This window comes from Kitasatospora sp. NPDC059803, from assembly GCF_042732255.1.
Taxonomy (GTDB): Bacteria; Actinomycetota; Actinomycetes; order Streptomycetales; family Streptomycetaceae; genus Kitasatospora.
In genome coordinates, this window is the sequence record NZ_JBHWIJ010000082.1 from 8,440 (window position 1) to 30,401 (window position 21,962).

The 21,962-nt window shown below is 74.3% G+C and carries 21 protein-coding genes and 1 pseudogene; 12 read left to right on the forward strand and 10 right to left on the reverse strand.

Features of this window, described 5'->3' with window-relative positions; genetic code table 11:
* Positions 1 to 155 precede the first annotated feature (155 nt).
* The 3 genes from ACFV6I_RS15895 to ACFV6I_RS15905 all read right to left on the reverse strand — a co-directional run bounded on the left by ACFV6I_RS15895 (position 156) and on the right by ACFV6I_RS15905 (position 3,777).
* Positions 156 to 1,286 carry an aminotransferase class I/II-fold pyridoxal phosphate-dependent enzyme gene (locus tag ACFV6I_RS15895; protein WP_380425706.1) on the reverse strand — a complete coding sequence of 377 codons (1,131 nt, stop codon included), beginning with the start codon at positions 1,284 to 1,286 and terminating at the stop codon, positions 156 to 158.
* 7 nt (positions 1,287 to 1,293) lie between these two features.
* Positions 1,294 to 1,974, reverse strand: coding sequence for a transcriptional regulator (locus ACFV6I_RS15900; RefSeq protein ID WP_380339481.1), 681 nt, complete (start codon positions 1,972 to 1,974; stop codon positions 1,294 to 1,296).
* A gap of 153 nt (positions 1,975 to 2,127) precedes the next feature.
* Entirely contained in the window at positions 2,128 to 3,777 is a 1,650-nt protein-coding gene (locus ACFV6I_RS15905) for a beta-propeller fold lactonase family protein (protein ID WP_380425708.1), read from the reverse strand.
* A 310-nt stretch (positions 3,778 to 4,087) separates the two neighbouring features.
* Between ACFV6I_RS15905 and ACFV6I_RS15910 the strand changes: the two genes are divergently transcribed.
* The 5 genes from ACFV6I_RS15910 to ACFV6I_RS15930 all read left to right on the forward strand — a co-directional run bounded on the left by ACFV6I_RS15910 (position 4,088) and on the right by ACFV6I_RS15930 (position 8,763).
* Positions 4,088 to 4,531 (forward strand): Rrf2 family transcriptional regulator, encoded by a 444-nt coding sequence (locus ACFV6I_RS15910; RefSeq protein WP_063350598.1) that lies wholly within the window; start codon positions 4,088 to 4,090, stop codon positions 4,529 to 4,531.
* 89 nt (positions 4,532 to 4,620) lie between these two features.
* Positions 4,621 to 5,799 carry a globin domain-containing protein gene (locus tag ACFV6I_RS15915; protein ID WP_380425710.1) on the forward strand — a complete coding sequence of 393 codons (1,179 nt, stop codon included), beginning with the start codon at positions 4,621 to 4,623 and terminating at the stop codon, positions 5,797 to 5,799.
* A gap of 86 nt (positions 5,800 to 5,885) precedes the next feature.
* A complete protein-coding gene (locus ACFV6I_RS15920) occupies positions 5,886 to 6,647 on the forward strand; it encodes a (Fe-S)-binding protein (protein WP_380425712.1) in 762 nt (253 codons plus the stop codon).
* On the forward strand, positions 6,644 to 8,089 hold the full coding sequence (locus tag ACFV6I_RS15925) for a lactate utilization protein B (protein WP_380425714.1): 1,446 nt from the start codon (positions 6,644 to 6,646) through the stop codon (positions 8,087 to 8,089). The genes ACFV6I_RS15920 and ACFV6I_RS15925 overlap by 4 nt, the downstream gene beginning before the upstream one ends.
* Positions 8,086 to 8,763, forward strand: a complete 678-nt coding sequence (locus ACFV6I_RS15930; protein ID WP_380425716.1) for a lactate utilization protein C — start codon at positions 8,086 to 8,088, stop codon at positions 8,761 to 8,763. Before ACFV6I_RS15925 ends, ACFV6I_RS15930 begins: the two co-directional genes overlap by 4 nt.
* A 15-nt stretch (positions 8,764 to 8,778) precedes the next feature.
* Here the strand turns inward: ACFV6I_RS15930 and ACFV6I_RS15935 are convergent, their stop codons facing one another.
* The 3 genes from ACFV6I_RS15935 to ACFV6I_RS15945 form a co-directional block, all read right to left on the reverse strand.
* Positions 8,779 to 9,636, reverse strand: coding sequence for a hypothetical protein (locus ACFV6I_RS15935; RefSeq protein WP_380425718.1), 858 nt, complete (start codon positions 9,634 to 9,636; stop codon positions 8,779 to 8,781).
* A gap of 133 nt (positions 9,637 to 9,769) precedes the next feature.
* Positions 9,770 to 10,597: a dimethylargininase gene (ddaH, locus tag ACFV6I_RS15940; RefSeq protein WP_063350594.1), complete on the reverse strand. Its 828-nt coding sequence runs from the start codon at positions 10,595 to 10,597 to the stop codon at positions 9,770 to 9,772.
* Positions 10,598 to 10,849: 252 nt separating this feature from the next.
* Positions 10,850 to 11,743, reverse strand: a complete 894-nt coding sequence (locus tag ACFV6I_RS15945) for a 4Fe-4S domain-containing protein (RefSeq protein ID WP_380425720.1) — start codon at positions 11,741 to 11,743, stop codon at positions 10,850 to 10,852.
* Between the two features lie 220 nt (positions 11,744 to 11,963).
* Between ACFV6I_RS15945 and ACFV6I_RS15950 the strand changes: the two genes are divergently transcribed.
* Complete coding sequence (locus ACFV6I_RS15950) at positions 11,964 to 12,746, forward strand: SGNH/GDSL hydrolase family protein (protein ID WP_063350593.1); 783 nt, start codon at positions 11,964 to 11,966, stop codon at positions 12,744 to 12,746.
* Between the two features lie 7 nt (positions 12,747 to 12,753).
* Here ACFV6I_RS15950 and ACFV6I_RS15955 read toward each other — a convergent pair whose 3' ends face one another.
* Positions 12,754 to 13,203 carry a DUF2809 domain-containing protein gene (locus tag ACFV6I_RS15955; RefSeq protein ID WP_380425722.1) on the reverse strand — a complete coding sequence of 150 codons (450 nt, stop codon included), beginning with the start codon at positions 13,201 to 13,203 and terminating at the stop codon, positions 12,754 to 12,756.
* A 133-nt stretch (positions 13,204 to 13,336) separates the two neighbouring features.
* Between ACFV6I_RS15955 and ACFV6I_RS15960 the strand changes: the two genes are divergently transcribed.
* Entirely contained in the window at positions 13,337 to 13,774 is a 438-nt protein-coding gene (locus ACFV6I_RS15960) for a ribonuclease domain-containing protein (RefSeq protein ID WP_380425724.1), read from the forward strand.
* A 42-nt stretch (positions 13,775 to 13,816) separates the two neighbouring features.
* Here ACFV6I_RS15960 and ACFV6I_RS15965 read toward each other — a convergent pair whose 3' ends face one another.
* Together ACFV6I_RS15965 and ACFV6I_RS15970 are read right to left on the reverse strand one after the other, a co-directional pair.
* Positions 13,817 to 14,068 carry a hypothetical protein gene (locus ACFV6I_RS15965; RefSeq protein WP_380425726.1) on the reverse strand — a complete coding sequence of 84 codons (252 nt, stop codon included), beginning with the start codon at positions 14,066 to 14,068 and terminating at the stop codon, positions 13,817 to 13,819.
* Positions 14,069 to 14,125: 57 nt separating this feature from the next.
* Positions 14,126 to 14,617 (reverse strand): DUF5994 family protein, encoded by a 492-nt coding sequence (locus ACFV6I_RS15970; protein WP_380425728.1) that lies wholly within the window; start codon positions 14,615 to 14,617, stop codon positions 14,126 to 14,128.
* A gap of 595 nt (positions 14,618 to 15,212) precedes the next feature.
* Between ACFV6I_RS15970 and ACFV6I_RS15975 the strand changes: the two genes are divergently transcribed.
* On the forward strand, positions 15,213 to 17,075 hold the full coding sequence (locus tag ACFV6I_RS15975) for an APC family permease (RefSeq protein ID WP_380425738.1): 1,863 nt from the start codon (positions 15,213 to 15,215) through the stop codon (positions 17,073 to 17,075).
* Between the two features lie 29 nt (positions 17,076 to 17,104).
* Here ACFV6I_RS15975 and ACFV6I_RS15980 read toward each other — a convergent pair whose 3' ends face one another.
* Entirely contained in the window at positions 17,105 to 17,683 is a 579-nt protein-coding gene (locus tag ACFV6I_RS15980) for a DUF5994 family protein (RefSeq protein ID WP_380425730.1), read from the reverse strand.
* A gap of 197 nt (positions 17,684 to 17,880) precedes the next feature.
* On the opposite strand from ACFV6I_RS15980, the gene ACFV6I_RS15985 reads away from it, so the two are divergent.
* The 4 genes and pseudogenes from ACFV6I_RS15985 to ACFV6I_RS16000 all read left to right on the forward strand — a co-directional run.
* A complete protein-coding gene (locus ACFV6I_RS15985; RefSeq protein WP_380425732.1) occupies positions 17,881 to 18,900 on the forward strand; it encodes a LysR family transcriptional regulator in 1,020 nt (339 codons plus the stop codon).
* 69 nt (positions 18,901 to 18,969) lie between these two features.
* A complete protein-coding gene (locus tag ACFV6I_RS15990) occupies positions 18,970 to 19,641 on the forward strand; it encodes a DUF3592 domain-containing protein (protein WP_380425734.1) in 672 nt (223 codons plus the stop codon).
* A gap of 140 nt (positions 19,642 to 19,781) precedes the next feature.
* A complete protein-coding gene (locus ACFV6I_RS15995) occupies positions 19,782 to 21,581 on the forward strand; it encodes an endo-1,4-beta-xylanase (protein WP_380425736.1) in 1,800 nt (599 codons plus the stop codon).
* Positions 21,582 to 21,675: 94 nt separating this feature from the next.
* Positions 21,676 to 21,962: pseudogene (locus ACFV6I_RS16000) on the forward strand (hypothetical protein); the annotation flags it as partial.

The window sequence follows — 21,962 nt, forward strand, 5'->3', positions numbered from 1 at the left end:
CCCGCCGCCTCCGCCCAAAAGCACCCCGCATAATACCCCCACACCAACCCCCACAACCCGGCATGTCATAACATCTTTGGTCGCCGGCCCCTTACGGTAGGCTTCCCCCTACCTAACGGGCCCGAACCGCATTCCTTTCCAGCAGCACCCGGCGGTCAGCGCCCGCGGAGCCAGTCGCCGAAGGCCGCCAGGGCGGGGCCCGGATCGCGGCGCCCCAGGCCGATCCGGAAGCGGTCGGCGGGGGCGGGCGTCAGGTCGGAGTGGAACATGCTCGCGGGCAGCAGCAGGACGCCCGCCTGCTCGACCAGCGCGGTGCAGAAGTCCTCGACCCCGTCCGCCCCGAGGTAGCGCGGGTAGGCGACGCAGCCGCCGTCCGGGGCGCGCCACTCGAAGAGGTCGCCGAACTCGGCGAAGAACGCGTCGAACCGCGGCAGGTTCTCCGCGATGATCGCGCGGTTGCGCGCCAGGATCTGCTCGCGGGCGTTGATCGCGATCCGGGCCAGCACCTCGCTCGGCGCCGAGTTGCAGATCGTGGTGTAGTGCTTGGCCCGCTCCAGCCGGGAGCGCAACTCCCGGTCGCGGCAGGCGATCCAGCCGATCCGCAGGCCGGGCAGGCCGAGCGACTTCGAGGTGACGTTGAGCGAGAGGGCGCGCGCGGAGAGGTCGGCGGCCTGCGGCAGCTCACGGGCCGGGTCGCGCTCCAGACCGCGGTAGACCTCGTCGGAGAAGAGCCGGATGCCGCGCTCGTCGCACAGCTCCACCAGCCGCGTGAAGTCGGCCGCGTCGATGACCTTGCCGGTCGGGTTGTGCGGGAAGTTCACCGACAGCACCCGGGTGTTCGGGCGCAGTGCGGCCGTGACCGCGTCGAGGTCGAGCGCCCAGTCGTCCTTCTCGTCCAGGGCGACGCCGGTCACCTCGCAGAGCGAGAGCGGGATGGTCTCGGCGGACTGGTAGTTGGGGGTCACCACCACGGCGTGGTCGCCCCGGTCGAGGAGCACCTGCATGGCGAGGTTGAGCCCCTCCTGCGCGCCGCCGAAGCAGAGCACGTCGTCGGCGTCGACCTCCTGGTACATCCCGGCGATGGCTCGGCGCAGCTCCGGATCGCCGTAGGTCTCGGTGTAGCCGAGGGCGAGGCCGTCCCAGGCCCGGCGGTCCTCGGGGCCGGCCAGGGCGAGGAGTTCGGCCATCGTCATGGTCTGGGCGTCGGAGGCGGCGAGGTGGTGGCGGGCGCTGAACTCCCAGCGCGAGAAGTAGGTTTCGAGCCGGAAGTCGGGGAGCCTGGTCATCTCTCTGTCACTCGCTCTCGTCGGCGCCGGCGTCGGCGTCTGTGTCGGGGTGCCGGGGCTCGGGGGCCTGCTTGAGCTCGGCGAGCAGGGTGTAGGCGGTCGAACGGGAGACCCGCAGTGCGGTGGCGACGGCCGGGACGGCGCGGCGGACGGCGAACACCCCGGCCTGGTCGAGTTCGCGCAGGACGGCGAGCCGGTCCTCGCGGCCGAAGCGTTCGAGCGGGCGGCCGTGCGCGCGGACGTAGCCGCCGATCACGTCGTTCATCCGCTCCGTCCAGTCGCGTTCGAAGAGCGGTTCGGGGCGGGGCGCGGTGGGCGCGGCGAAACCCGCCAGCAGGGCAGCGGCGTGCTCCAACGGGCCCCGGTCGAGGTTGACGCAGAGCACCGCCGAGGGCCGTCCGGCATCGTCGCGCAGCACGGCGCTGACGGAGGAGAGCCGGCGCCCGTCGGGCAGCAGCTTCTCGTAGGGCCCGTAGACGTCGGGGGCGGACGGGTCGAGGGTGTCCAGTTCGCCGAGCAGCGACGGGTCGCCGGGGGTGCGGGGGGTCATCGGGTTCCAGATGGCCAGCACCCGGTCGGCGGTGGCGTCGTGCAGCACCACCTCGGCGTACGGCCCGAGCAGCAGGGCCACGGCGCGGCAGACCGGTGTCCAGGTCCGGACGCGCGGGTCGGGGGTTTCGGTGGTCATGTTCGGACTGTACGTCCAGACCAGACGTTTGGTCCAGATGTTTCGTTCAGGCGTTTCCTTGAGGCGTTTCGTCCGGCCGTCCGGGCATCCGGCGCCTGCGGCGACGACGAAGGCCCCGCCGACGCCGGCGGGGCCTTCGGTGCTCGGGGAGGGTCAGTGGCAGGTGATCAGCAGTCCGAGGACGGCGGTGCAGCTGCGGGTGTCCCGGCTGGTGGCCGGGGTCGGGTCGGCGGGCACGCCGGCGGTGCGGGCCACCGTGACGTCGAAGCTGCGGATCAGGCTGAGCAGGCCGACCGAGATCGAGAAGTGCCGGGTGGTGCTCGCCCCCTTGGCGAGCGGCCCGGTGAGCTTGCAGGTGAGCTTGGTGCCCGCGATGGTGCAGTCGCTGGAGGTCGCCGCGAGGCCGGCCGGGAGGTCGGCGGAGACGGTGCCCGAGGTCAGCGTGTCGGGGCCCTGGCCGGTCAGCGTGACGGTGTAGTCGACCCGGCCGCTCAGCAGGTTGGACACCGGCGTGGCGGTCAGGGCGACGCCGAGGTGGGCGCTGGGGGCCGTGTAGCTGAAGCGGTCGGCGGCGACGGCGGCGCTGGTGCCGCCGGGCGCGGTGACCCGGACGTCCACCGGCCCGGTCACCGTGGTGGCGGGGGCGGTGGCGGTGCAGCTGGTCTTGGTGCAGTTGAAGGCGGTGGCGGCGCCCGCCGCGCCGAAGGTCACGGCGGTGGCGCCGTTCAGGTCGGTGCCGGTGACGGTCACTGTCGTGCCGCCGACCCCCGAGCCGCCGGACGGGCTGATCCCGGTGACGGCCGGGACGGGCAGCGGGAAGTCGAGCACGTCGACGGCGCCGCCGGTGAAGTCGGTGAGGTAGCCGCGCCGGCCGTCGCCGGTGATCGCCAGGCTGTACGGGCTCGCGCCGACCGGGACGGTCGCGGTGACCGTCCGGCTGGCGGTGTCCACCACGCTGACCGTGTTGTCGGCGTAGTTGGAGACGTACGCCGCGCTGCCGTCCGGGGCGAGCGAGACGGCGTACGGGCCGGCGCCGACGGCGACGGTGCCGACGAGCGTGTTGCCGGTGGTGTCGACCACGCTCGCGGTGGCGTCGTCGGCGTCGGCGGCCCACAGCCGGGTGCCGTCCGGGCTGAGCGCGAGGCCGAAGACGCTGTGGCCGACGGGAACGGTGGCGCTCACCGTGCTGCTCGCGGTGTCGATCACGTTCACCGCCTTCGCACCGGAGGCGGCGACGTAGAGCCGCTTGCCGTCCGCCGAGACGGCCAGCCCGTGCGGCTCGGCGCCGACCGGGACGGTGGCGGTGACCGTGTTGGTGGTGGTGTCCAGCACGCTCACCGTGTTGGCCCCGGCGTTGCCGACGTAGGCGCGCGAGCCGTCCGCGGAGAGCGCGAGGCCCCACGGCTGGGCGCCGACCGGGACGGTGGCCGTCACGGTGTTGCTCGTGGTGTCCACGACGCTGACGGTGCCGTCGAGGTGGTGGGTCAGGTACGCCCGGTGCCCGTCGGGGGACAGGGCGACCGCGTAGGAGCCGGTGCCGGCGGTGAAGGTGGCGGCCACCGTGTTGCTCGTGGTGTCCAGCACGCTCACGGTGCCGCTGCTCTGGCTGGTCACGTAGGCGTGGCCGCCGTCCGGCGTGAGCGCCACGCCCGCCGGGTAGGGCGCCACCGGCACGTGCGCCTTGACGGTCGGCGGCGGTGTGGCGGCCTCGGCGGTGGCGGGCTGCGACAGCAGTGCGGCCGTGGGCGCGGCTATCGCGGTCACGGCCGTCCAGGTGCGCCCGGGTGCGCGACGTGTTCTCACGAGTCTCTCCAGCATGGTCGGTCAAGGGATGCAACGCCGGTCGCTCCAGCCCCCTGCGGATCCGGAGCCGCACGAAGCGTAGAAGCCGGTATGACCATCCGTCAGGGACTGATCGGTAATGTCGCCAACTGTTCAGATTCGACCGATATTCGGACAGCAGCAGCCCGCCCCCCTCCCCGTCGCGACCGGGGGTCGGTCTGGGGCCGGGCGCGGGCCGGGCGCGGGCTGGTCTCGGGTGGGTCGGGGCCGGTCAGGGGCGGGGCGTGCAGGAAATTGGAGTTGTGGAGTCGTATTCGATAGCGTTTCGAACGTGAGGCTGACCAAGAGCACCGACATCGCCCTGCGGATCGCCATGCGGCTGGCCGTCCTGGGCGAGGACGCCAACCCGACCACCCGCGAGGTGGCCGAGGCGGTCGGCGTGCCCTACACCCACGCGGCGAAGGTGGTCAGCCGCCTGCAGCACCTCGGGGTGGTGGAGGCCCGGCGCGGACGCGGCGGCGGGCTGCTGCTCACCTTCGCCGGCCGGACCGGCTCGCTCGGCCTGCTCCTGCGCGAGCTGGAGGGGGTCGGCGACGTGGTCGGCTGCGAGGACGACCCGCCGTGCCCGCTGCGGGCCGCGTGCCGTCTGCGCGGTGCGCTGCGGACCGCCCAGGAGGCGTTCTTCGCCTCGCTCGACCCGCTCAGCATCGACGACCTGGTGGCCGCGCCCACCGGGCCCGTGCTGCTCGGCCTCACCACCAGACCCACCGCCTGATCCCCCACTCCCCATCCCCCATCCCCCCGGGGCCGGGCTCACGCACGGCCTTTAATACGAATCTCACATACCAGTTAGGAGCCGGACTGATGCTGTCCGCCAAGTCCGCCGAGGTCATCGAGGCCACCCTGCCCGTCGTGGGCGGCGCCATCGGGGACATCACCCCGCTCTTCTACGACCGGCTGTTCGCCGCCCACCCGGAGCTGCTGCGCGACCTGTTCAACCGCGGCAACCAGGCCAACGGCACCCAGCGGCAGGCGCTCGCCGGGTCGATAGCCGCCTTCGCCGGCGCACTGGTCGCCCACCCCGACCAGCGGCCGGACGCGATGCTCGCCCGGATCGCCCACAAGCACGTCTCCGTCGGAATCGACAGCAGCCAGTACCGGATCGTCCACGAGCACCTCTTCGCCGCCATCGTCGACGTGCTCGGCGAAGCCGTCACCCCCGAGGTCGCCGCCGCCTGGGACGAGGTGTACTGGCTGATGGCCAACGCCCTCGTCGCCGTCGAGGACCGGCTGCGCGCCGAGGTCGCCGCCGGCGGCGACCAGGCCGACCTCTGGCGCCCCTACACCGTCGTCGCCCGCTACCAGGAGACCGACACCGTCACCACCTTCCTGGTGCGCCCCGCCGACGGCGGCCCCGTCCCCGCCGCCCGACCCGGCCAGTACGTCTCGGTGCGCACCGAACTGCCCGACGGCGCCCGGCAGATCCGCCAGTACAGCCTCTCCGGCACCGCCGACGGCGCGCTGCGCTTCACCGTCAAGCGCGAGCCCGGCGGCGAGGTCTCCGCCCACCTGCACGACCACCTGCACACCGGCGGCCTCGTCCACCTCGCGCCCCCGCTCGGCGACATCGCCCTCGCCGACGGCGACGGGCCGGTGCTGCTCGCCTCCGCCGGCATCGGCAACACCCCGATGACCGCCATGCTCGACCACCTCGCCGCCACCGGCTCCCCCCGGCAGGTCGTCTCGGTACACGGAGACCGCGACCAGCTCACCCACGCCTTCCGCGCCGACCTCGCCCAGCTCACCGCCAAGCTGCCGAACGCCACCGCCCACGTCTTCTACGAGCGGCCGCTCGGCGACTGGCCCGCCGAGCGCACCGGCCTGGTCGACCTCTCCACCGTCGACGTCCCGGCCGGCACCACCGCCTACCTGTGCGGCCCGCTGCCCTTCCTGCGCGCCGTCCGCGAGCAGCTCCTCACGGCGGGCGTCCCGGCGGCGGACATCCACTACGAGGTGTTCGGCCCCGACCTCTGGCTCGCCTGAGACCCCCTGAGGTCCCCGACATCCCCCGGCCCGCTCGGTACGATCACGAGCGGGCCGGCCGGGGTCGCCGGACGAAAGGAGGGCCGATGCGGGTCGCACTGTTCGCCACCTGCGTCAACGACGCACTGTTCCCCGCCACGGCGGTCGCCACCGTCCGGCTGCTCGAACGCCTCGGCGTGACCGTGGACTTCCCCGCCGGGCAGACCTGCTGCGGGCAGCCGCAGTACAACACCGGCTACCGGCAGGCGTGCGAGCCGCTGCTGCGGCGCACCGCACGGTCCTTCGCCGGGTACGAGCACGTGGTGACGCCCTCCGGATCGTGCGTGGCCATGGTCCGGGACAACTACCCGCGGATCGGAGCCCGGGCCGCCGCCGACGGCCGGGGCGGCGAACTCGACTCCATGGCCGCCTCGTTGACGCCCCGGGTGTACGAACTGACCGAGTTCCTCACCGATGTGCTCGGCGTCGAGGACGTCGGCGCGCACTTCCCGCACACCGTCACCTACCACCCCTCCTGCCACGGCCTGCGGGTGCTCGGCCTCGGCGAACGGCCGCTGCGGCTGCTGCGCGCCGTCCGGGAACTGGAACTGGTCGAACTGCCCGGCGCCGAGGAGTGCTGCGGCTTCGGCGGCACCTTCGCCGTCAAGAACGCGGCCGTCTCGGCGGCCATGGCCGAGGACAAGATCGCCCACGCGCTCGGCACCGGCGCCCAAGTCCTGTGCGGCGCCGACAACTCCTGTCTACTGCACCTCGGCGGCACGCTGCGCCGCCGGGGCGCGGCACTGCGCCCGCTGCACCTGGCGGAGATCCTCGCCAGCACCGAGGAACACCCGTGGAGGCCCGCATGACCGGCACCTTCCTCGGCATGCCCGCCTTCCCGCAGGCGACCTCTGCGCAGGCGACCTTCCCGCAGGCCGCAGCGGAGGCCGTCCAGGACGAGCGGCTGCGCGCCAACCTGCGGCACGCCACCCACACCATCCGGGACAAGCGGGCCCGCGCCGTCGCCGAACTCGACGACTGGGCCGAACTGCGCGCCGCCGGCAAGGCGATCAAGGACCACACGCTGCGCCATCTCGACCGCTACCTCGTCCAGTTGGAGGAGGCCGTCACCGCGGCCGGCGGCATCGTGCACTGGGCGGCCGACGCCGAGGAGGCCAACCGGATCGTCGCCGACCTGGTCCGCGCCACCGGCGAAACGGAGGTCGTCAAGGTCAAGTCGATGGCCACCCAGGAGATCGGACTCAACGAGGCGCTCGCCGCCGAGGGGATCACCGCCTACGAGACCGATCTCGCCGAGCTCATCGTGCAGTTGGGCGACGACCGGCCCTCGCACATCCTGGTGCCCGCGATCCACCGCAACCGCGCCGAGATCCGGGAGATCTTCGCCGAACGGATGGCCGCCTGGGGCCGCCCCGCGCCCGAGGGCCTGACCGACTCCCCCGCCGAACTCGCCGAAGCGGCCCGGCTGCACCTGCGGGAGAAGTTCCTGCGCGCCCGGGTCGCGGTCTCCGGCGCCAACTTCATGGTCGCCGAGACCGGCACCCTGGTGGTCGTCGAGTCCGAGGGCAACGGCCGGATGTGCCTCACCCTGCCGCGCACGCTGATCTCCGTCGTCGGGATCGAGAAGGTCGTGCCGACCTGGCAGGACCTGGAGGTCTTCCTGCAACTGCTCCCCCGCTCCTCCACCGCCGAGCGGATGAACCCGTACACCTCGCTGTGGACCGGCACCACGGAAGGCGACGGCCCGTCCGCCTTCCACCTCGTGCTGCTCGACAACGGGCGCACCGCCGCGCTCGCCGACCAGGTCGGCCGCCAGGCGCTGCGCTGCATCCGCTGCTCGGCCTGCCTCAACGTCTGCCCGGTGTACGAGCGGGCCGGCGGCCACGCCTACGGCTCGGTCTACCCCGGCCCGATCGGCGCCATCCTGACACCCCAACTGCGCGGCACCACCAGCCCCTTGGACGCCTCGCTGCCGTACGCCTCCTCGCTCTGCGGGGCCTGCTACCAGGTCTGCCCGGTGGCGATCGACATCCCCGAGGTGCTGGTGCACCTGCGCGAGCGGGTCGCCGAGCAGGGCGGGCACCCGCTGGAGCGGGCCGCGATCGCGGCCGCCGGGTACGTGCTCGACCACCCGGCGGCGCTCGCGGCCGCCGAGCGGCTCGCCGGGCGCACCCGCGCGCTGCACCCGCGCCGGCTGCCCGGCCCGGGCCGGGCCTGGACCGACACCCGGGACCTCCCGGAGGTGCCCGCCGAACCGTTCCGCGACTGGTGGCGAAGGAACCGCTCATGACCGCACGGGAGTTCATCCTCGCCCGGATCCGCGCCGCACTCGCCGACCCCGCCCCCGGCCCTGACCCTGGCCCGGACCGGGACCCCGATCGGGACCGGGCAGCGGAGGAGCCGGTCGCCCGGGACTACCTGCGTACGCACAGCCCGGACGATCCGGCGGCCCTGCTCGACCTGCTGCACCACAACCTGGCCGACTACCGGGCCCGGGTGCACCGCTGCACCGAGGCCGAACTGCCCGCCGTCCTGGCCCGGTTGCTGGCCGAACGCGGCAGCCGCACGGTCGCCGTGCCGCCCGGCCTGCCGCCCGCCTGGCTCAGCGCCACCGCCGTCACGGCCGTCCCCGACGACGGCACGCTCACCGCCGCCCGGCTCGACGCCGTGGACAGCGTCGTCACCGGCTGCGCGCTCGCGATCGCCGAGACCGGGACGATCGTGCTGGACGCCGGACCGGGCCAGGGGCGGCGGCTGCTCACCCTCGTCCCGGACCACCACGTGTGCGTCGTCCGGACACCCGGGCAGGTCGTCGCCTCCGTGCCGCTCGCACTGCCCCGGCTCGACCCGGCCCGCCCGCAGACCTGGATCTCCGGGCCGTCCGCGACCAGCGACATCGAGCTCGACCGGGTCGAGGGCGTGCACGGCCCGCGCACCCTGGAGGTGCTGCTGGTCGAGGGCTGACCGGACCGCCGCGGCTCAGCTCATCGTCACGACGCTGTACCTGTCGTCCTGCGAGCTGTCCCAGGCGACCTGCACCCGGCAGTCGACCGGCCGCCCGGAAGCGGCCAGCCCCTGCCCCGCGATGGCCGCCGTCGGGTCGGCCAGCGTGCTGAACAAGCCGCCCGCCGGCGGGGCGCCGCCCGGTGCGAAGCCCAGGTCCGCGGGCGCGACGGCCGTGGGGTAGAACACCGCCCGGCCCGTGATCGTGTACGTCCCCCGGGTGGTGTCCTTGCGCTTGCGGCCGGGGATGACCGAGCACAGCGAGAAGGTGTCCTCGGCGCCGTCCGAGACGTTGCCCGCCGCGTCCACCGTCCACAGCTCCCAGTAGCGGGCGACCGTGGCGTGGGCGCTCGACCCCTTCGCGGTGATGTACGAGTCGATCCGGCTGCCCGACATCGCGTTCCAGTTTGTGCCGTCCCACTCCTCCACGGCGAAGACGCGGTTGATCTCCTGGATGATGACGCCCTGCTGGGGCGCGGCGACGCTCAACTGCCGCCTGCGCTCGAAGTAGCCGCACTCGCCTTCCAGGTCGTCGGCCGTCAGGTGGGTGAGCGCGATCTGCGTCGCCGGCCCGGCCCCGGGTGTGGGTGCCCGCTGGACCGGCGTCCCCGCGCCGCCGGCGGCCTCCTGGCCGTGCCGCTGCTGCTCGACCAGCCGGGCCACCGCGGCGTTGCCGAGGGTGCGTTGCAGGGGCAGGGCCGTCGTGGGGGACAGCGGGCCGGCGGCCGCGGCCTCCCGGGCGCCCTCGGCCGGGAGGTCCGCGCTCCGGCGCTCGGGCGCCGCCCTGCGCCGCCGCGCCGCCTCGTCCTCGGATGTGGACGCCTGATCGCGCATGTGGCCCTCCCGTCGGCACGGCACCGCCCCGGATGCCCTGACCAAGCTCTACCGGACGGCGGGGCGGCCGGGAAGGTCCGCGAGGGCAGCGCGGAGGGCAGTGCGGAGGGCAGTGCGGACGGCAGGGTCCGATTCAGGCGGGCCGCAGCTCCAGCGTGCAGCACTTGGCTCCGCCGCCGCCCTTCAACAGCTCCGAGACGTCCACCGGGACCGGCTGGTAGCCGTGCTCGACGAGCCGCCCGGCCAGGTGTTTCGCCGCCTCGGGCAGCAGCACCCGGCGCCCGTCCGAGACCGCGTTGAGGCCGAACACCTCGGCGTCGGCCCGGTCGGCGAGGAGCGCGTCCGGGTACAGGGTGCGCAGCACGGCCCGGCTGTCGGCGTCGAAGGCCTCCGGGTAGTACATGACGTGGTCGTCGGCGAGCACGGCCAGCGCCGTGTCCAGGTGGTAGAAACGCGGGTCGACCAGGGTCAGGCCGACCACCGGGACGCCGAAGAACTCGCCCGCCTCGGCGTGCGCGGCCCGGGAGGTGCGAAAGCCCGTCCCGGCGAGCACCCGGCCGCCGGCCACCAGGTGATCGCCCTCGCCCTCGTTGACGTGCCCGGCGCGCTGCACCTCGCGGTAGCCGTGCGAGCGGAACCAGGCCTGGTAGGCCTCGGACTCGGCGGCGCGCTCCGGGTAGCGGAAGGTCGCGACCAGCGCCCGGCCGTCCAGCACGGTCGCGCCGTTGGCGGCGTAGACCATGTCGGGCAGGCCGGGCACCGGGTCGATCAGCTCGACGGTGTGGCCGAGGCGGCGGTACAGCCAGTACAGCCGCTCCCACTGGCGGACGGCGAGCGCGGTGTCGGTGGGCTGCGCCGGGTCCATCCACGGGTTGATCGCGTAGTCGACGGTGAAGTACGTCGGCCGGCACATCAGGTAGCGCCGCGGCCTGGCGGTGCGCTCCGGGGTCTGCGTGGGCATTCCTCAACCGTCCTCGGGTGCAGGGGAGTTCGGGGATTCCGTTCCCCAGGCCGCTGCCCCGGCAGGGCTGTTCGCACACCCGCGCGGGCGCCCCCGGCGGGCGCAGGCCCCCGCGCACCCGGCGCGGGCTCCGGCGCACGCGCGGCCGAGTGCCACGAGGCGGACCGCGCCGAGCACCGTCGGGACGGACCGCACCGAGCGTCACCGGCAGGCCGCGCCGAACGTCACGAGCGGGCCGTCACCAGCAGACCGTCACCAGCGGACCGCGCCGAAGTCCACCGGCGCGGGCCGCAGGCCCCGACAGCGGTCGGCGAGCGCCCGCAGCCGGGCCGCCGCCTCCTCGGCGGGCATCCGGTGCCGCTGGCCGTGGCCGGGCAGCAGCCACTCGAAGCGCAGCGCGTCCAAGCTGCGGTCCAGCGAGGCGGAGAGCTCCTCGATCGAGTACCAGGTGACGGTGTCGTACACCTCCAGGTCACCGGTGGTGCGGGACCAGTACAGGGTGTCGCCGGTGAAGCAGTACCGCTCGTCGACCAGGTACAGCACGCTGCCGCGGGTGTGGCCCGGGAAGGAGTGGGCGGTGACGCCGGGGGCGACCTCCACCGGTTCGACGCCGTGCAGCACCCGGTCGGCGTCGGGCGCAGCGTCCAGGTCGCCCTCGTGGATCCAGAGCCGGGCGCCGAGCCGGTCGGCGTACGCCCGGCCGTGCGCCGCGTGGTCGCGGTGCGTCAGCAGGATGTCGGTGACCGGGCCGAGGGCCTCGTACCGGGCCGCGAGCGGCTCGGCGTAGCGCGGCGTGTCGACCATCAGCCAGCCCGCGGGTCGGCGGCAGAGGTAGGAGTTGGCCCCGGCGTTGTGGCGGGAGTTGTGGCCGAGCAGCAGCAGGCCGTCGTCGAGGGCCAGCGGGAAGGGGTCGGTGGCCGGGTCGAGCGGGCCGGTGCCCGGCCGGATGGAGCGGGTGGGGCAGGCGTGGGCGGCGGCGAGCAGCTGGCCGTGCTCGGCCTCGTCGCGCGGCTGGCGGACCAGCTCGGAGCGGCCGGCGCGCTCACGGATCAGTCCGGGCGCGAGCTGCCGGGCCACGTCGCAGTTGGTGCAGCGGTCGTCGACGGACCACTGCCCGGGCAGGCCGGAGGTCGGATTCAGAGCCATGGATGTCTTCCCCCTGGAAGGACGGCGGCCGGGCCGGCCGCACCCTTCGAGCATCGGCCGGGTGGGCCCAAAAGTGCTAGGGGGGCGGGATCTTGTGGTTTCCGGGGGCCGCCGCTCTGCACTCCGGCCGTATTCCGGGTGGGGCACGTGGCCCATCTCACGTGCCGCCGGGGTCACCTACGGTGGCGTAGGTCACTTGAATGGGTGAACTATCTCCTTCATGCCGAACCTCCAGGAGACCCTTGACCTCAGTTCGTATGCCGCCCTCGGCGACAGCTTCACCGAGGGCCTGAACGACCCCGGTGCCGACGGCGCCTTCGCCGGCTGGGCCGACCGCCTGGCCGGGCTGCTCGCCGACGGACGGCCGCCGGGCGGGTTCCGCTACGCCAACCTGGCGGTGCGCGGCCGACTGCTGGACCAGATCATGGCCGAGCAGGTGCCGCAGGTCCGCCGGCTCCAGCCCGACCTGGCCACCTTCTGCGCCGGCGGCAACGACATCCTGCGGCCCGGCAGCGACCCGGACGAGGTCGCCGAGCGCTTCGAGGCGGCCATCGTCCAACTCACCGCCTCCGCCGGGACGGTGCTGATCTGCACCGGCTTCGACACCCGGGACGTACCGCTGTTCAAGCACCTGCGCGGCAAGATCGCCACGTACAACGGGCACATGCGGGCGGTCGCCGACCGCAACGGCTGCAAGGTGGCCGACCTGTGGTCGCTGCGCGCCGTCCAGGACCGCCGGGCCTGGAGCGAGGACCGGCTGCACCTCTCCCCCGAAGGCCACCAGCGGGTCGCCCTGCTGGCCGCCCGTTCCCTGGGGCTGCGCACCGAGCAGGACCCGGAGGCGCCCTGGCCGGCCACCCCGGAGCTGTCCGCCGCCGACCAGCGGCGCGAGAACCTCCAGTGGGCCCGCGAGTACCTGCTGCCCTGGGTCGGCCGACGGCTGCGCGGGGAGTCCTCGGGGGACCACGTCGAGGCCAAGCGGCCTGATCTGCTTCCGCTCTGACGTCGCGTCAGGCGGCACCGGGCGCTGCGGTCCTCCTCGCAGCCCTTGCGGCCCTCGCGGTCCATGCGGCCTTCGCGGTCCGCAGCACCCGGTGCACCAGCGCGGCGAACGCGGCGCCGACCAGGTACCAGAACAGGTCCGGCGGGTTGAACGTCGACCCCAGCACCAGCCGGGCCAGCCCGCTGCGCCGCCCCAACTCGTCGGGCACACCGGTGATCTGGAACAGCTCCACCGCCCAGCTCAGCCCCGCCGCCACCACCGCCGCCCGCCCCGGTCGCACCCTGGGCGCGACCAGCACCACCAGCGCGTACACCAGCACCGTGTAGAGCGCGTCCCCGGCGTACTTCGCGACGTCCCCGCCCAGCCCGGCCCGCACCCCCAGCCCGACCGCCACCGTCGTCCCGGCCGCCAGCAGCGGCACCGCCCGCACCCGCAGGCGCCCCCAGAGATCATCCACCCGCCCACCCTACGACCCGCCCGCCGGCCACCGGCGTCCGGTGCCGGGGCTGGTCCGGACGGGCGACTTCGCGCATCCGTGGCGCCCGGGCGTCGTTGGCCGCTGCGTGACCGCACACCGAAGCCTGCTCCGCATGGCCGCCGCCGCCCTGTTCCTGACGGCCGCCGCCGCTCCCTCCGCCGCCCCGGCCGGCGCCGCCGTCCCCGCGGCCCACCCCGCACCGCGGATCGTCCGCGGCATCCTCGAACCCCCGCTGCCCGTCGACCAGTTCCCGCCTCAGGTCGAGGAGGCGTGCCAGATCTGGCACGACCTGCACTGGCCGACCGCGAACGCCCCTCGGGACTACCCGGTGGCCGACTCCCCCTTCGTGATCCGCGGCAGCAACGTCTACGGCAACCGCAGCGGCGACCTCCCCCAGGACGGCCACTACCGCGAGTACGACGTCAACCCGCGCTCGCCCGGCCAGCACCGCGACGCCGAACGCCTGGTGCGCGACCCCGCCACCCAGCACGTCTGGTACAGCGACGACCACTACGCCAACTTCCTTGAGATCAGCTCGGGATGCTCCTGATCCGACCCCACGGACACCACCCGCAGGCCGGGCCCGGGCACGTCACTCGCGTGACCACTCGGTCTCGGCCTCGGGCTCGCCGACGGCGTCGGACCCGCCCCAGACCCGGACCCTGACCGCCCTGGGCCCCGGGGCCGGTCGGGACAGCGTGCGCACGAACACCTCGCGGACGTGGTTGGCGGCCTGCTGGGGCGGCCCGTCGTAGTCCAGGGGATTCGGCATGGGCGCGCCGCCCTGCCGGGCCCAGTGGCCGTCGTCGTCCTGGGTCTCCAGGACCCATCGGTAGTGCCGCATCCTGACCTCCTCCGGCCCGGGGCCGCTCCTCGGTGCTGTCCGGTCTGTGCAGTCCGGTCAGTGCAGTTCGGTCGTGGGCTCGGAACCGATGCCGGTGTCCAGGAGGATCTGCCGCGCCGAGTCGGTGCCGCCGGCCCGGACCGCGCGGGCCATCGAGGCCAGGGCCGCTTCCCGGCCCGCCTGCGGCGGAACCACGAGCAGACTGAAGTGATCGCGGTCGCCCCGCGTGACGATCACCGTGTCGTCGCCGACCGGATACCGGTCGATGCGCACCGACCGGCCGTCGACGACGATCCGGGCCGGCACCTCGTCCCAGGCGTCCGCGTCCAGGCCCACGCTCACCACGGGGCCCAGGTGTTCGGTCAACGCGCCGACCAGGCCGGGCAGTTCGGCGCCGATGTTCCGTGACCGCGGCCACCAGGCGCCATCGAGTGCGCCCTCGCGGGACCGCGTGGTCTCCAGGCGCAACAGGACCGTCCCCGGTTTCACCGCCTGCCGGAAGCGGTCCGGCAGAAGCCCGGGGTGCGGGGCACCGGCATCGTCCGACATGGCTCGCCGCCTCTCCGCGGGCGCGGATCGGGCCCGCTGAACGGGGCCGACTCTTCGGTTCCGGCAACTGGGCCGCCCCGCCCTCCCACGGTACTCCGACCGCACCGGGGCCGAACGGGCGCCGGCGGACGCCTGCACGGGAGGGACGGCCCTGCTCGACGACCCGGCGTCGGCCCCGCGCCACCGGGAGCCGCGATGCGTAACACTGTGTGTCGTATCGAATACGAAGAATGACGGCGGTGGCGCCGGGGCGAGCGGCGCACCCAGTCCCGACGCCACGCTGCCGGTCCTCGACCGGCAACAGGTCGGGGTACTGCGCCGGGTGGGCCGGGAATGGGGCCGGGCGGCCGGGGATCCGCAGGCGTGGCGCCGGGCGCTGCCGGTGGACCCGGAGCTCGGCCGCTTTCCGGCCTCCTCCGAGATCCGGCCGGTGCGCTTCGGCCGCTTCGTGCGGGTGGCCACGGTCGGCGGGCAGCCGCCGGTCGAGGCGGGCGGCAAGGACACCCCGACCTCCCGACTCGGCCGGGCGGGCGCCGGGGTCAGGCACGTGCTGCTCGGGGCCCCGCTGCGCAGTACCGCGATCGCGCACGAGCGGATGCGCAAGCTGGTGGCGCTGCCGGTGCTCTCCGCCGACGCGCTCTCGTCCGTCGCCTACGGGCCCGAGGCGATGCTGGCCGTCCTGGTCCTGGCGGGCACCGCCGGCCTGCGCTACTCGGTCCCCATCGCCGCGACGATCGCGTTCCTGATGCTGGCGGTCGGGGTGTCCTACCGTCAGACGATCCGCGCCTACCCGCACGGCGGCGGCTCGTACATCGTCGCCACCGCGAACCTCGGCCGCCTCCCCGGGCTGGCGGCGGCCGCCGGTCTGATGACGGACTACATCCTCACGGTCGCGGTCTCGATCGCCTCCGGCATGGAGGCCGTCACCTCGGCGATCCCCTCGCTGCGGGGCGACGCCGTGCCGATCGGCCTCGCCGTGATCGGTGTGCTGCTCGCCGGGAACCTGCGCGGCGTACGGCAGGCGGGCGTCCTGTTCGCCGCACCGACCTACGCCTTCGTCCTCGCCGTCCTCGCCCTCATCGCCTTCGGCCTGTACGACGCGGCCGGCCACGGCTTCCAGCCCACCGCGGCTCCGCAGTCGACCGCGACCGAGGGGGTCGGCGTGCTCCTGGTCCTGCGCGCCTTCGCCTCCGGCTCGACGGCGATGACCGGCATCGAGGCGATCTCCAACGCCGTCCCGGCCTTCCAGCCCACCGAGTGGCGCAACGCCCGTACCACCCTGACCTGGATGGTCGGCCTGCTGATCGTGCTCTTCGCCGGCACGGTCGCGCTGGTCCACCTCGACGGCGTCGTCCCCGACGCCCGGGAGACGGTGCTGTCGCAGCTCGCCCACCGCGCCTTCGGCCCGGGCTTCGGCTACGTCTTCACCCAGGCCGCCACGGCCGCGATCCTGCTCCTGGCGGCCAACACCGCCTACAACGACTTCCCCCGCGTCCTCTATCTCCTGGCGCGCGACAACCAGGCGCCGCGGATCTTCCTACGGCTGGGCGACCGGCTGGCCTTCAGCAACGGCATCGTCGTGCTTTCGGTCGCCGCGGCCGCGATCTACGCGGCGTTCGACGGCATGACGGCGCCGCTGATCCCGCTGTACGCGGTCGGCGTGTTCCTCGCCTTCACGCTGTCGCAGACCGGGATGGTCGTGCACTGGTGGCGCCTGCGCGACCGCCACTGGCGCAAGAGTCTGATCTTCAACGCCGTCGGCGCGCTGCTCTCGGCGGTCGTGCTCGTCACCGCCGCGATCACCAAGTTCACCTCGGGCGCCTGGTTCGCCGCGCTCGTGGTGGGCCTGTTCATCCTGGTGGCCACCAGGATCCGGCACCACTACGAGCAGGTCGCCGCGGCGCTCGCCCTGCACCCGCACGCCGTGGAGGTCCCCGGCCGCGCTCTCACCCGGCCACGCCCACGGGACGGCGCGCCGCCCGCATCCTCCGCGGAGGCGAAAGCGGAGGGTGAGCGCGAGGCGGAGAGCGAGGCCGAGAGCGAGGAGACTCCCGAGGAGATCCACCCCCTGCTGATCGTGCCGATCGCCGCACTGGACCTGGCCGGCATGCGCGCCCTCGCCTACGCCGCCTCGCTCCGCCAGCCCGTCCTCGCCCTGCACATCAGCGCCAGCGAGGAGGAGGCCCGGCGCTTCCGCGCGTACTGGAACCTGTGGGGCGACCACCTGCCCCTGAAGATCCTCCTCTCCCCCTACCGCACGATCGTCGCGCCCCTGGTCAACTACATCGAGTCCCTGCACGACCAGCGCCCGGACCTCACCCTGACCGTCGTCCTCCCGGAGATCGTCGTACGGCACCGGCGCCACCGGCTCCTGCACAACCGGCTCGCCCCCCGCCTGCGCAGGGCGCTCCGCCCACTGCCGAAGATCGTCGTCACCACCGTCCCCTTCCACGTCTGAGGCCTGTCCGGGTGTCCGCACCCGGACCGCTACGCGCCGGCGGGCCAGGAGGCGGCGCGGCTTCGGGCGACGTCCGCCCGCCGGCCGACCTCGCCCTCGCCGGTGGCGGGCACGAGCGCCGAGGGCAGGACGTCGGTACCGGGTTCCGGTCCGGTCGCGCCGCGGCCCGGCTCCGGGGCGAGCAGTTCGCTCGCGGTCCGGCTGTCGGCGGGGTCGGCCGCCCGCGACATCAGCCGCTCGGCGGTGACGGCGTCCGTCTCCGGCGGTACGACCAGCAGGTTCAGCCGCAACGGGGCGTACGAGCAGACCACGATCAGGTGCTCGTCCTGCTCGATGGTGAACCAGCCCACGTGGACGGTGTGCCCGGCGACCGGGGCCCGGTGCGGGACGGTCGGCCACTGCGCGGGGTTCACGGTGACCCGGGTGACCCGCCCCCACGGACCGTCCAATGCGGCGGCGAGGGAGGGGAGTTCGAGGAGAAGGTCACGCGAGCGGGGCCACCAGGCCCCGTCCAGCCGACCGGGCTGGGTGCCCTCGGGTACCCGGGAGAGCCGTGCTGCGGGTTCCGGGGCGGTGGGCGTCATCGCGCGATCGAGGGTCGTGGTCATGATCGAAGACCTGTCCCCGGACCCGGCCTCGGGCCGGATCCGGCATCGCCGTTCGCCGGAGACGACGCCAGTTGTCTTGCCCGGCATGCGAGGTGCCTTCGGTGATGTCCAGGCTACTCTCCGCCAGGCCCGGACCTCGTATGGTCTGCCAGGATGGGCGTCCTCGACCCCGGGCGCGGCGAAAGGGCGGCACAGCGGTGGAACTCGACCCGAAGAGGCTGCTGATCCTGCGCCGGATCGCCGACGCCGGCAGCGTGGCGGGCGCCTCGCGCGCGCTGGGGCACACCCCCTCCGCGGTGTCCCAGCAACTGGGCCGGCTGGAACGCGAGGTCGGCGTCCCCCTGGTGGACCGCACCGGCGGACGGGCCGAACTGACCGCCGCCGGCCGCCTGTTGGCGGGCTACGGCGACCGGATCGGCCAGGCGCTCCAGGACGCCGCCCGCGACCTGCGCGCACTCGGCGCCGCCGCCACCGGCCCGGTCGCCATCGGCGTGCCGCCGCCCGCCATCACGTTCTTCGCCACCACCGCCGTCCACCTGCTCGCCCGCACCCACCCCGACCTGGCCCCCCGCCTGGTGGAGACCGGACGGCAGGAGGGCCTGCGCGCGCTGCGCCTGGGCGAACTGGACGTCCTGGTCATCGAGGACGACCGGCAGGAGCCCACCCCGCTGCCGCCCGGCGTCGAGGCGAGCGTCATGTTCGAGGACGCCTACCGCCTGGTCGTCCCCTCGGACTGGACCCCGCTCACCGACCCCGCCCAGCTGTCCGGCCGCCCCTGGATCGCCGCCCCGGCCGGCTCACCCCGGCAGCTGGCCTTCCGACGCCTGGCCGCCCGGCACGACATCGTGCCCCTGGTCGAGCACACCGCCCGCTACCGCTTCGCCGTCTACACCATGCTCGCCGCCCGTCTGGGCGCGGCGATCCTGCCCGCGAACGCCGCCGCCCTGATCGGCCCGGCCGCCGGCACCGTCACCACGCTGCCGGTGCCGGGCGCCTACCTGGTGCGCCTGCTGCGCCGCACCGGACCGTGGGGGGCGCCGCCGGCGGTGCGGGTGGCGGCCGAGGCGCTGCAGAGCGCACTGCTGGCGGCGAGCGAGCGGCTGGCGGCCCAGGGCCTGACCGAGAGTGAGCCGCGCGTGAACGGCCACCTGGTCGACCCCAGCGAGCCGAGCGCACCCGCCGGCCCGCACGCCGGCCCGCCCGTCGCAACGCCGTAAGCGCTGCTGAACGCCGGGGGTGAGCGCCGCTTGCTGGTGCCCGGCCCGGCCCTCTGCCAGCGTGGCCGGGTGACCACCATCGCGGACGAGCGACCCCCCGCCCCTCCTCCTACCCCCTCCGGCGGGCTGCGCCGCCGGGCGCGCGCCGCCACGCGCCTGCTCCAACGGGCGGCCTGGGCCACCACGCTGGTCGGCGCGGTGACGACGGCCTGCACGTCGTGGGGATCCACGCCCTGGTACGCCGGCTGGATCGGCGCGGCCGGTGCGGCGGCACTCGCAGCGCTGGCCTCGCCGGTGCGGCTGGCCCTGGGCGAGAGCCCGCGCTCCGGCTCCGCCTCCGCCCTGTTCCACGCCGCCATGCTCGCCCTGATGGTCTGCGCCTTCGCCGGCTGCTTCGCCTTCTCCCTCAGCGGTTGGTTCCACGAGCACGACCGCGACCTGCACGCCACGCTGCGGGTGTCCGCCACCGTCACCGGCTGCCACAGCAGCGGTGACACCAGCACCGAGTGCACCTTCCTCTGGACGGCGGACGGGCACGAGTACCGCGCCGCCGAGGGCACGGACGTGCAGTGGCCCGACGGGCACCGGGTCGACGTACGGATCGATCCCGCCCACCCGCAACGGGATCCCGTCACCGGCGGCGGCTACTGGCCGCTGTGGATCGCGGTCGTCGTGGGCGGGCTCGGCATCCCGTTCAGCCTGGGCGTCTGGTGGGTCCTGGAGGAGGCCGCGAACTACTGACGCCGCGCCGAGGCGGGCCCCGCAGGTACGGGTGTCAACCAAAGGACCATCCCGATCTCCGCCTCCGAGCCGACCGGAACGCCCTCCTCCGCCTCCTAGGGTCGAAGACGAACCAGTCGAAAGCCCCGTCAGGAGTTCCCGTGTCCGTGAAGCCCGCCGACGTTCCCATCCGGGTCGCCGCTCTCACCTCGCTCGCCCTCTCGGGTGTCCTCGTCCTGATCGGTTGCGAACCCGGCGTCGAGAACCGCGACGGCGCGACGACGGGCGCCACGACGGGCGCCACCGGGCCGGCAGCGAGCCCGACCACGGATCCGGCGGCCCCGGCCGATCCGGTCCGAGGCGCAGACCTGCTCGGCGGCCACGACTGGTCGCACTTCGCCGGGGCCACCGCCGGGGCCGACGGGGTCCGCATCCGGCCGCTCGGCCGGATGATCGTCAAACAGGACGGCACCGGCGGACAGCCCAACCCGCCGGTCAACCTGCACGGCCCGCGCCTGGAGGTGGGCGGCGACTTCGAACTCACCGCAGAACTGCGCGGCACCGCGCACGCCACCGCCTACCTCCAGCTGTACGGCGAGCTGCCGGTCGTCTACGACGAGTGGCGCCAGGAGCGGCGCAGCGTCCGACTCGGCGTGGTCGACGGCCGGCTGGAGGTGGCCGTGTTCGACGGCACCAAGGCCGCTCCGGCCGTGACCCGGACGTTCGGCTCCGGACTGCCGGACGACTTCACGCTCGTCCTGGCCCGGCACGGCGACGTCCTGTCCTTCCGCGCCGGTGACACGGCACTCGGCGAGCTGCCCGCCTCCGGCGCGTTCGCCTCCTCGCAGGTCTGGTTCGGCGCGGACGCGGCGCTCGGCGGCCAGGGCTGGCGGCTCGCCGCCCTCCGGGCGCGCCCGCTGGACGGCGGAGAGGTCACCGTCGTGGACACCGCCCGGCCCACGGACCGGCGCGCCGCCGACCCCGACTCCCTGCGCGCCCTCGCCGCCGCCCGCCCCCGCCCGCTCGGCGTCGGCACGGCCGTCGCCTCGGCGCCGCTGGCCGCCGACCCCGCCTACCGGGAGCTGGTGGCCGGGCAGTTCTCCGTGCTGACTCCCGAGAACGACCTGAAGCCGCAGTTCGTCCAGCCGCAGCCCGGCGTCTTCGACTTCACCGGGGGCGACAGCCTGGTGGAGTTCGCCGACGCCAACGGCATGCGGGTGCACGCCCACACCCTGGTCTTCGGCGAGGCGCTCCCGCGCTGGATGCGGGAGACTCCCACCGAGCGGCGCGAGGAGGTGATGACGAGCCATGTCACCGGTGTCGCCGGGCACTTCAAGGGCCGGGTGGCCGAGTGGGACGTGGTCAACGAGCCGATGTCCGTCCAGGACGAGGACTACGGCCCGGGCCGGAGCGGCCTGCGCCGGCACGTGTGGCAGCAGGCGATGGGCGAGCAGTACATCGACAAGGCGTTCCGGGCCGCTCGCACCGCCGACCCCGACGCCAAGCTGTACGTCAACGAGTTCGGCCTGGAGAGCGACGGCCCCCGCTGGGACGCCTTCCTCGCCCTGGTCAAGCGGCTCAAGCAGCGCGGCGTCCCACTGGACGGGGTCGGCTTCCAGGCGCACGTCCACGAGACCGACGACCACGTCGATCCCGCCGTGCTGGCCGGCCACTTCCGGGCACTCGCCGAACTCGGCCTGTCCGTAAGGATCTCCGAGATCGACGTGCACGGCGAGGACCGCGAGGCGCAGGCCGGGCAGTTCGCCCTGGTCGCCAAGGTCTGCGCGCAGACCCCCTCGTGCACCTCGTACGGCACCTGGGGTGTGACCGACCGGTACGGTTCGACCGCCGCCCACGACAGCTACCCGATCGCCCCGGGGGACGAGCTGATGTGGGACACCAGGCTGAAGCCGAAGCCCGCCGTCGCTGCGGTCCGGGGCGCACTCACGGCCGCCGGGTGATCATCTCCGCGTCACCGGGGTGTGGAAGCATGCCCCCATGCCTCGTCCGACCAGCCGGGAAACCGCTCAGCCGTCCGAATCGAACCTCGCAGCGATGCTGCTGAGCCTCTCCGTCCGCATGCCCCGGCCGGTCACCGACCTCGCACCCGCCGCCCTCGCGCTCCTGGTGCTCGTCCCGCTCGCCGCCGCCGACCCCGACGTCGGCCCGACCGCCTCGCCGGCGGTCAACGCGGCGCTGCTGGCGACCGGGGCCCTCGCCCTCGCCGTCCGGCGGCGGTACCCGGCGGCGGTCGCGGCGATCGCCCTGCTCGGCGGCCAGCTCCCGCTCGCCGTCGCCCTCTACGGGCTGGCCGCCCGCCGGGGCGCCACCCGGGTGCCGGC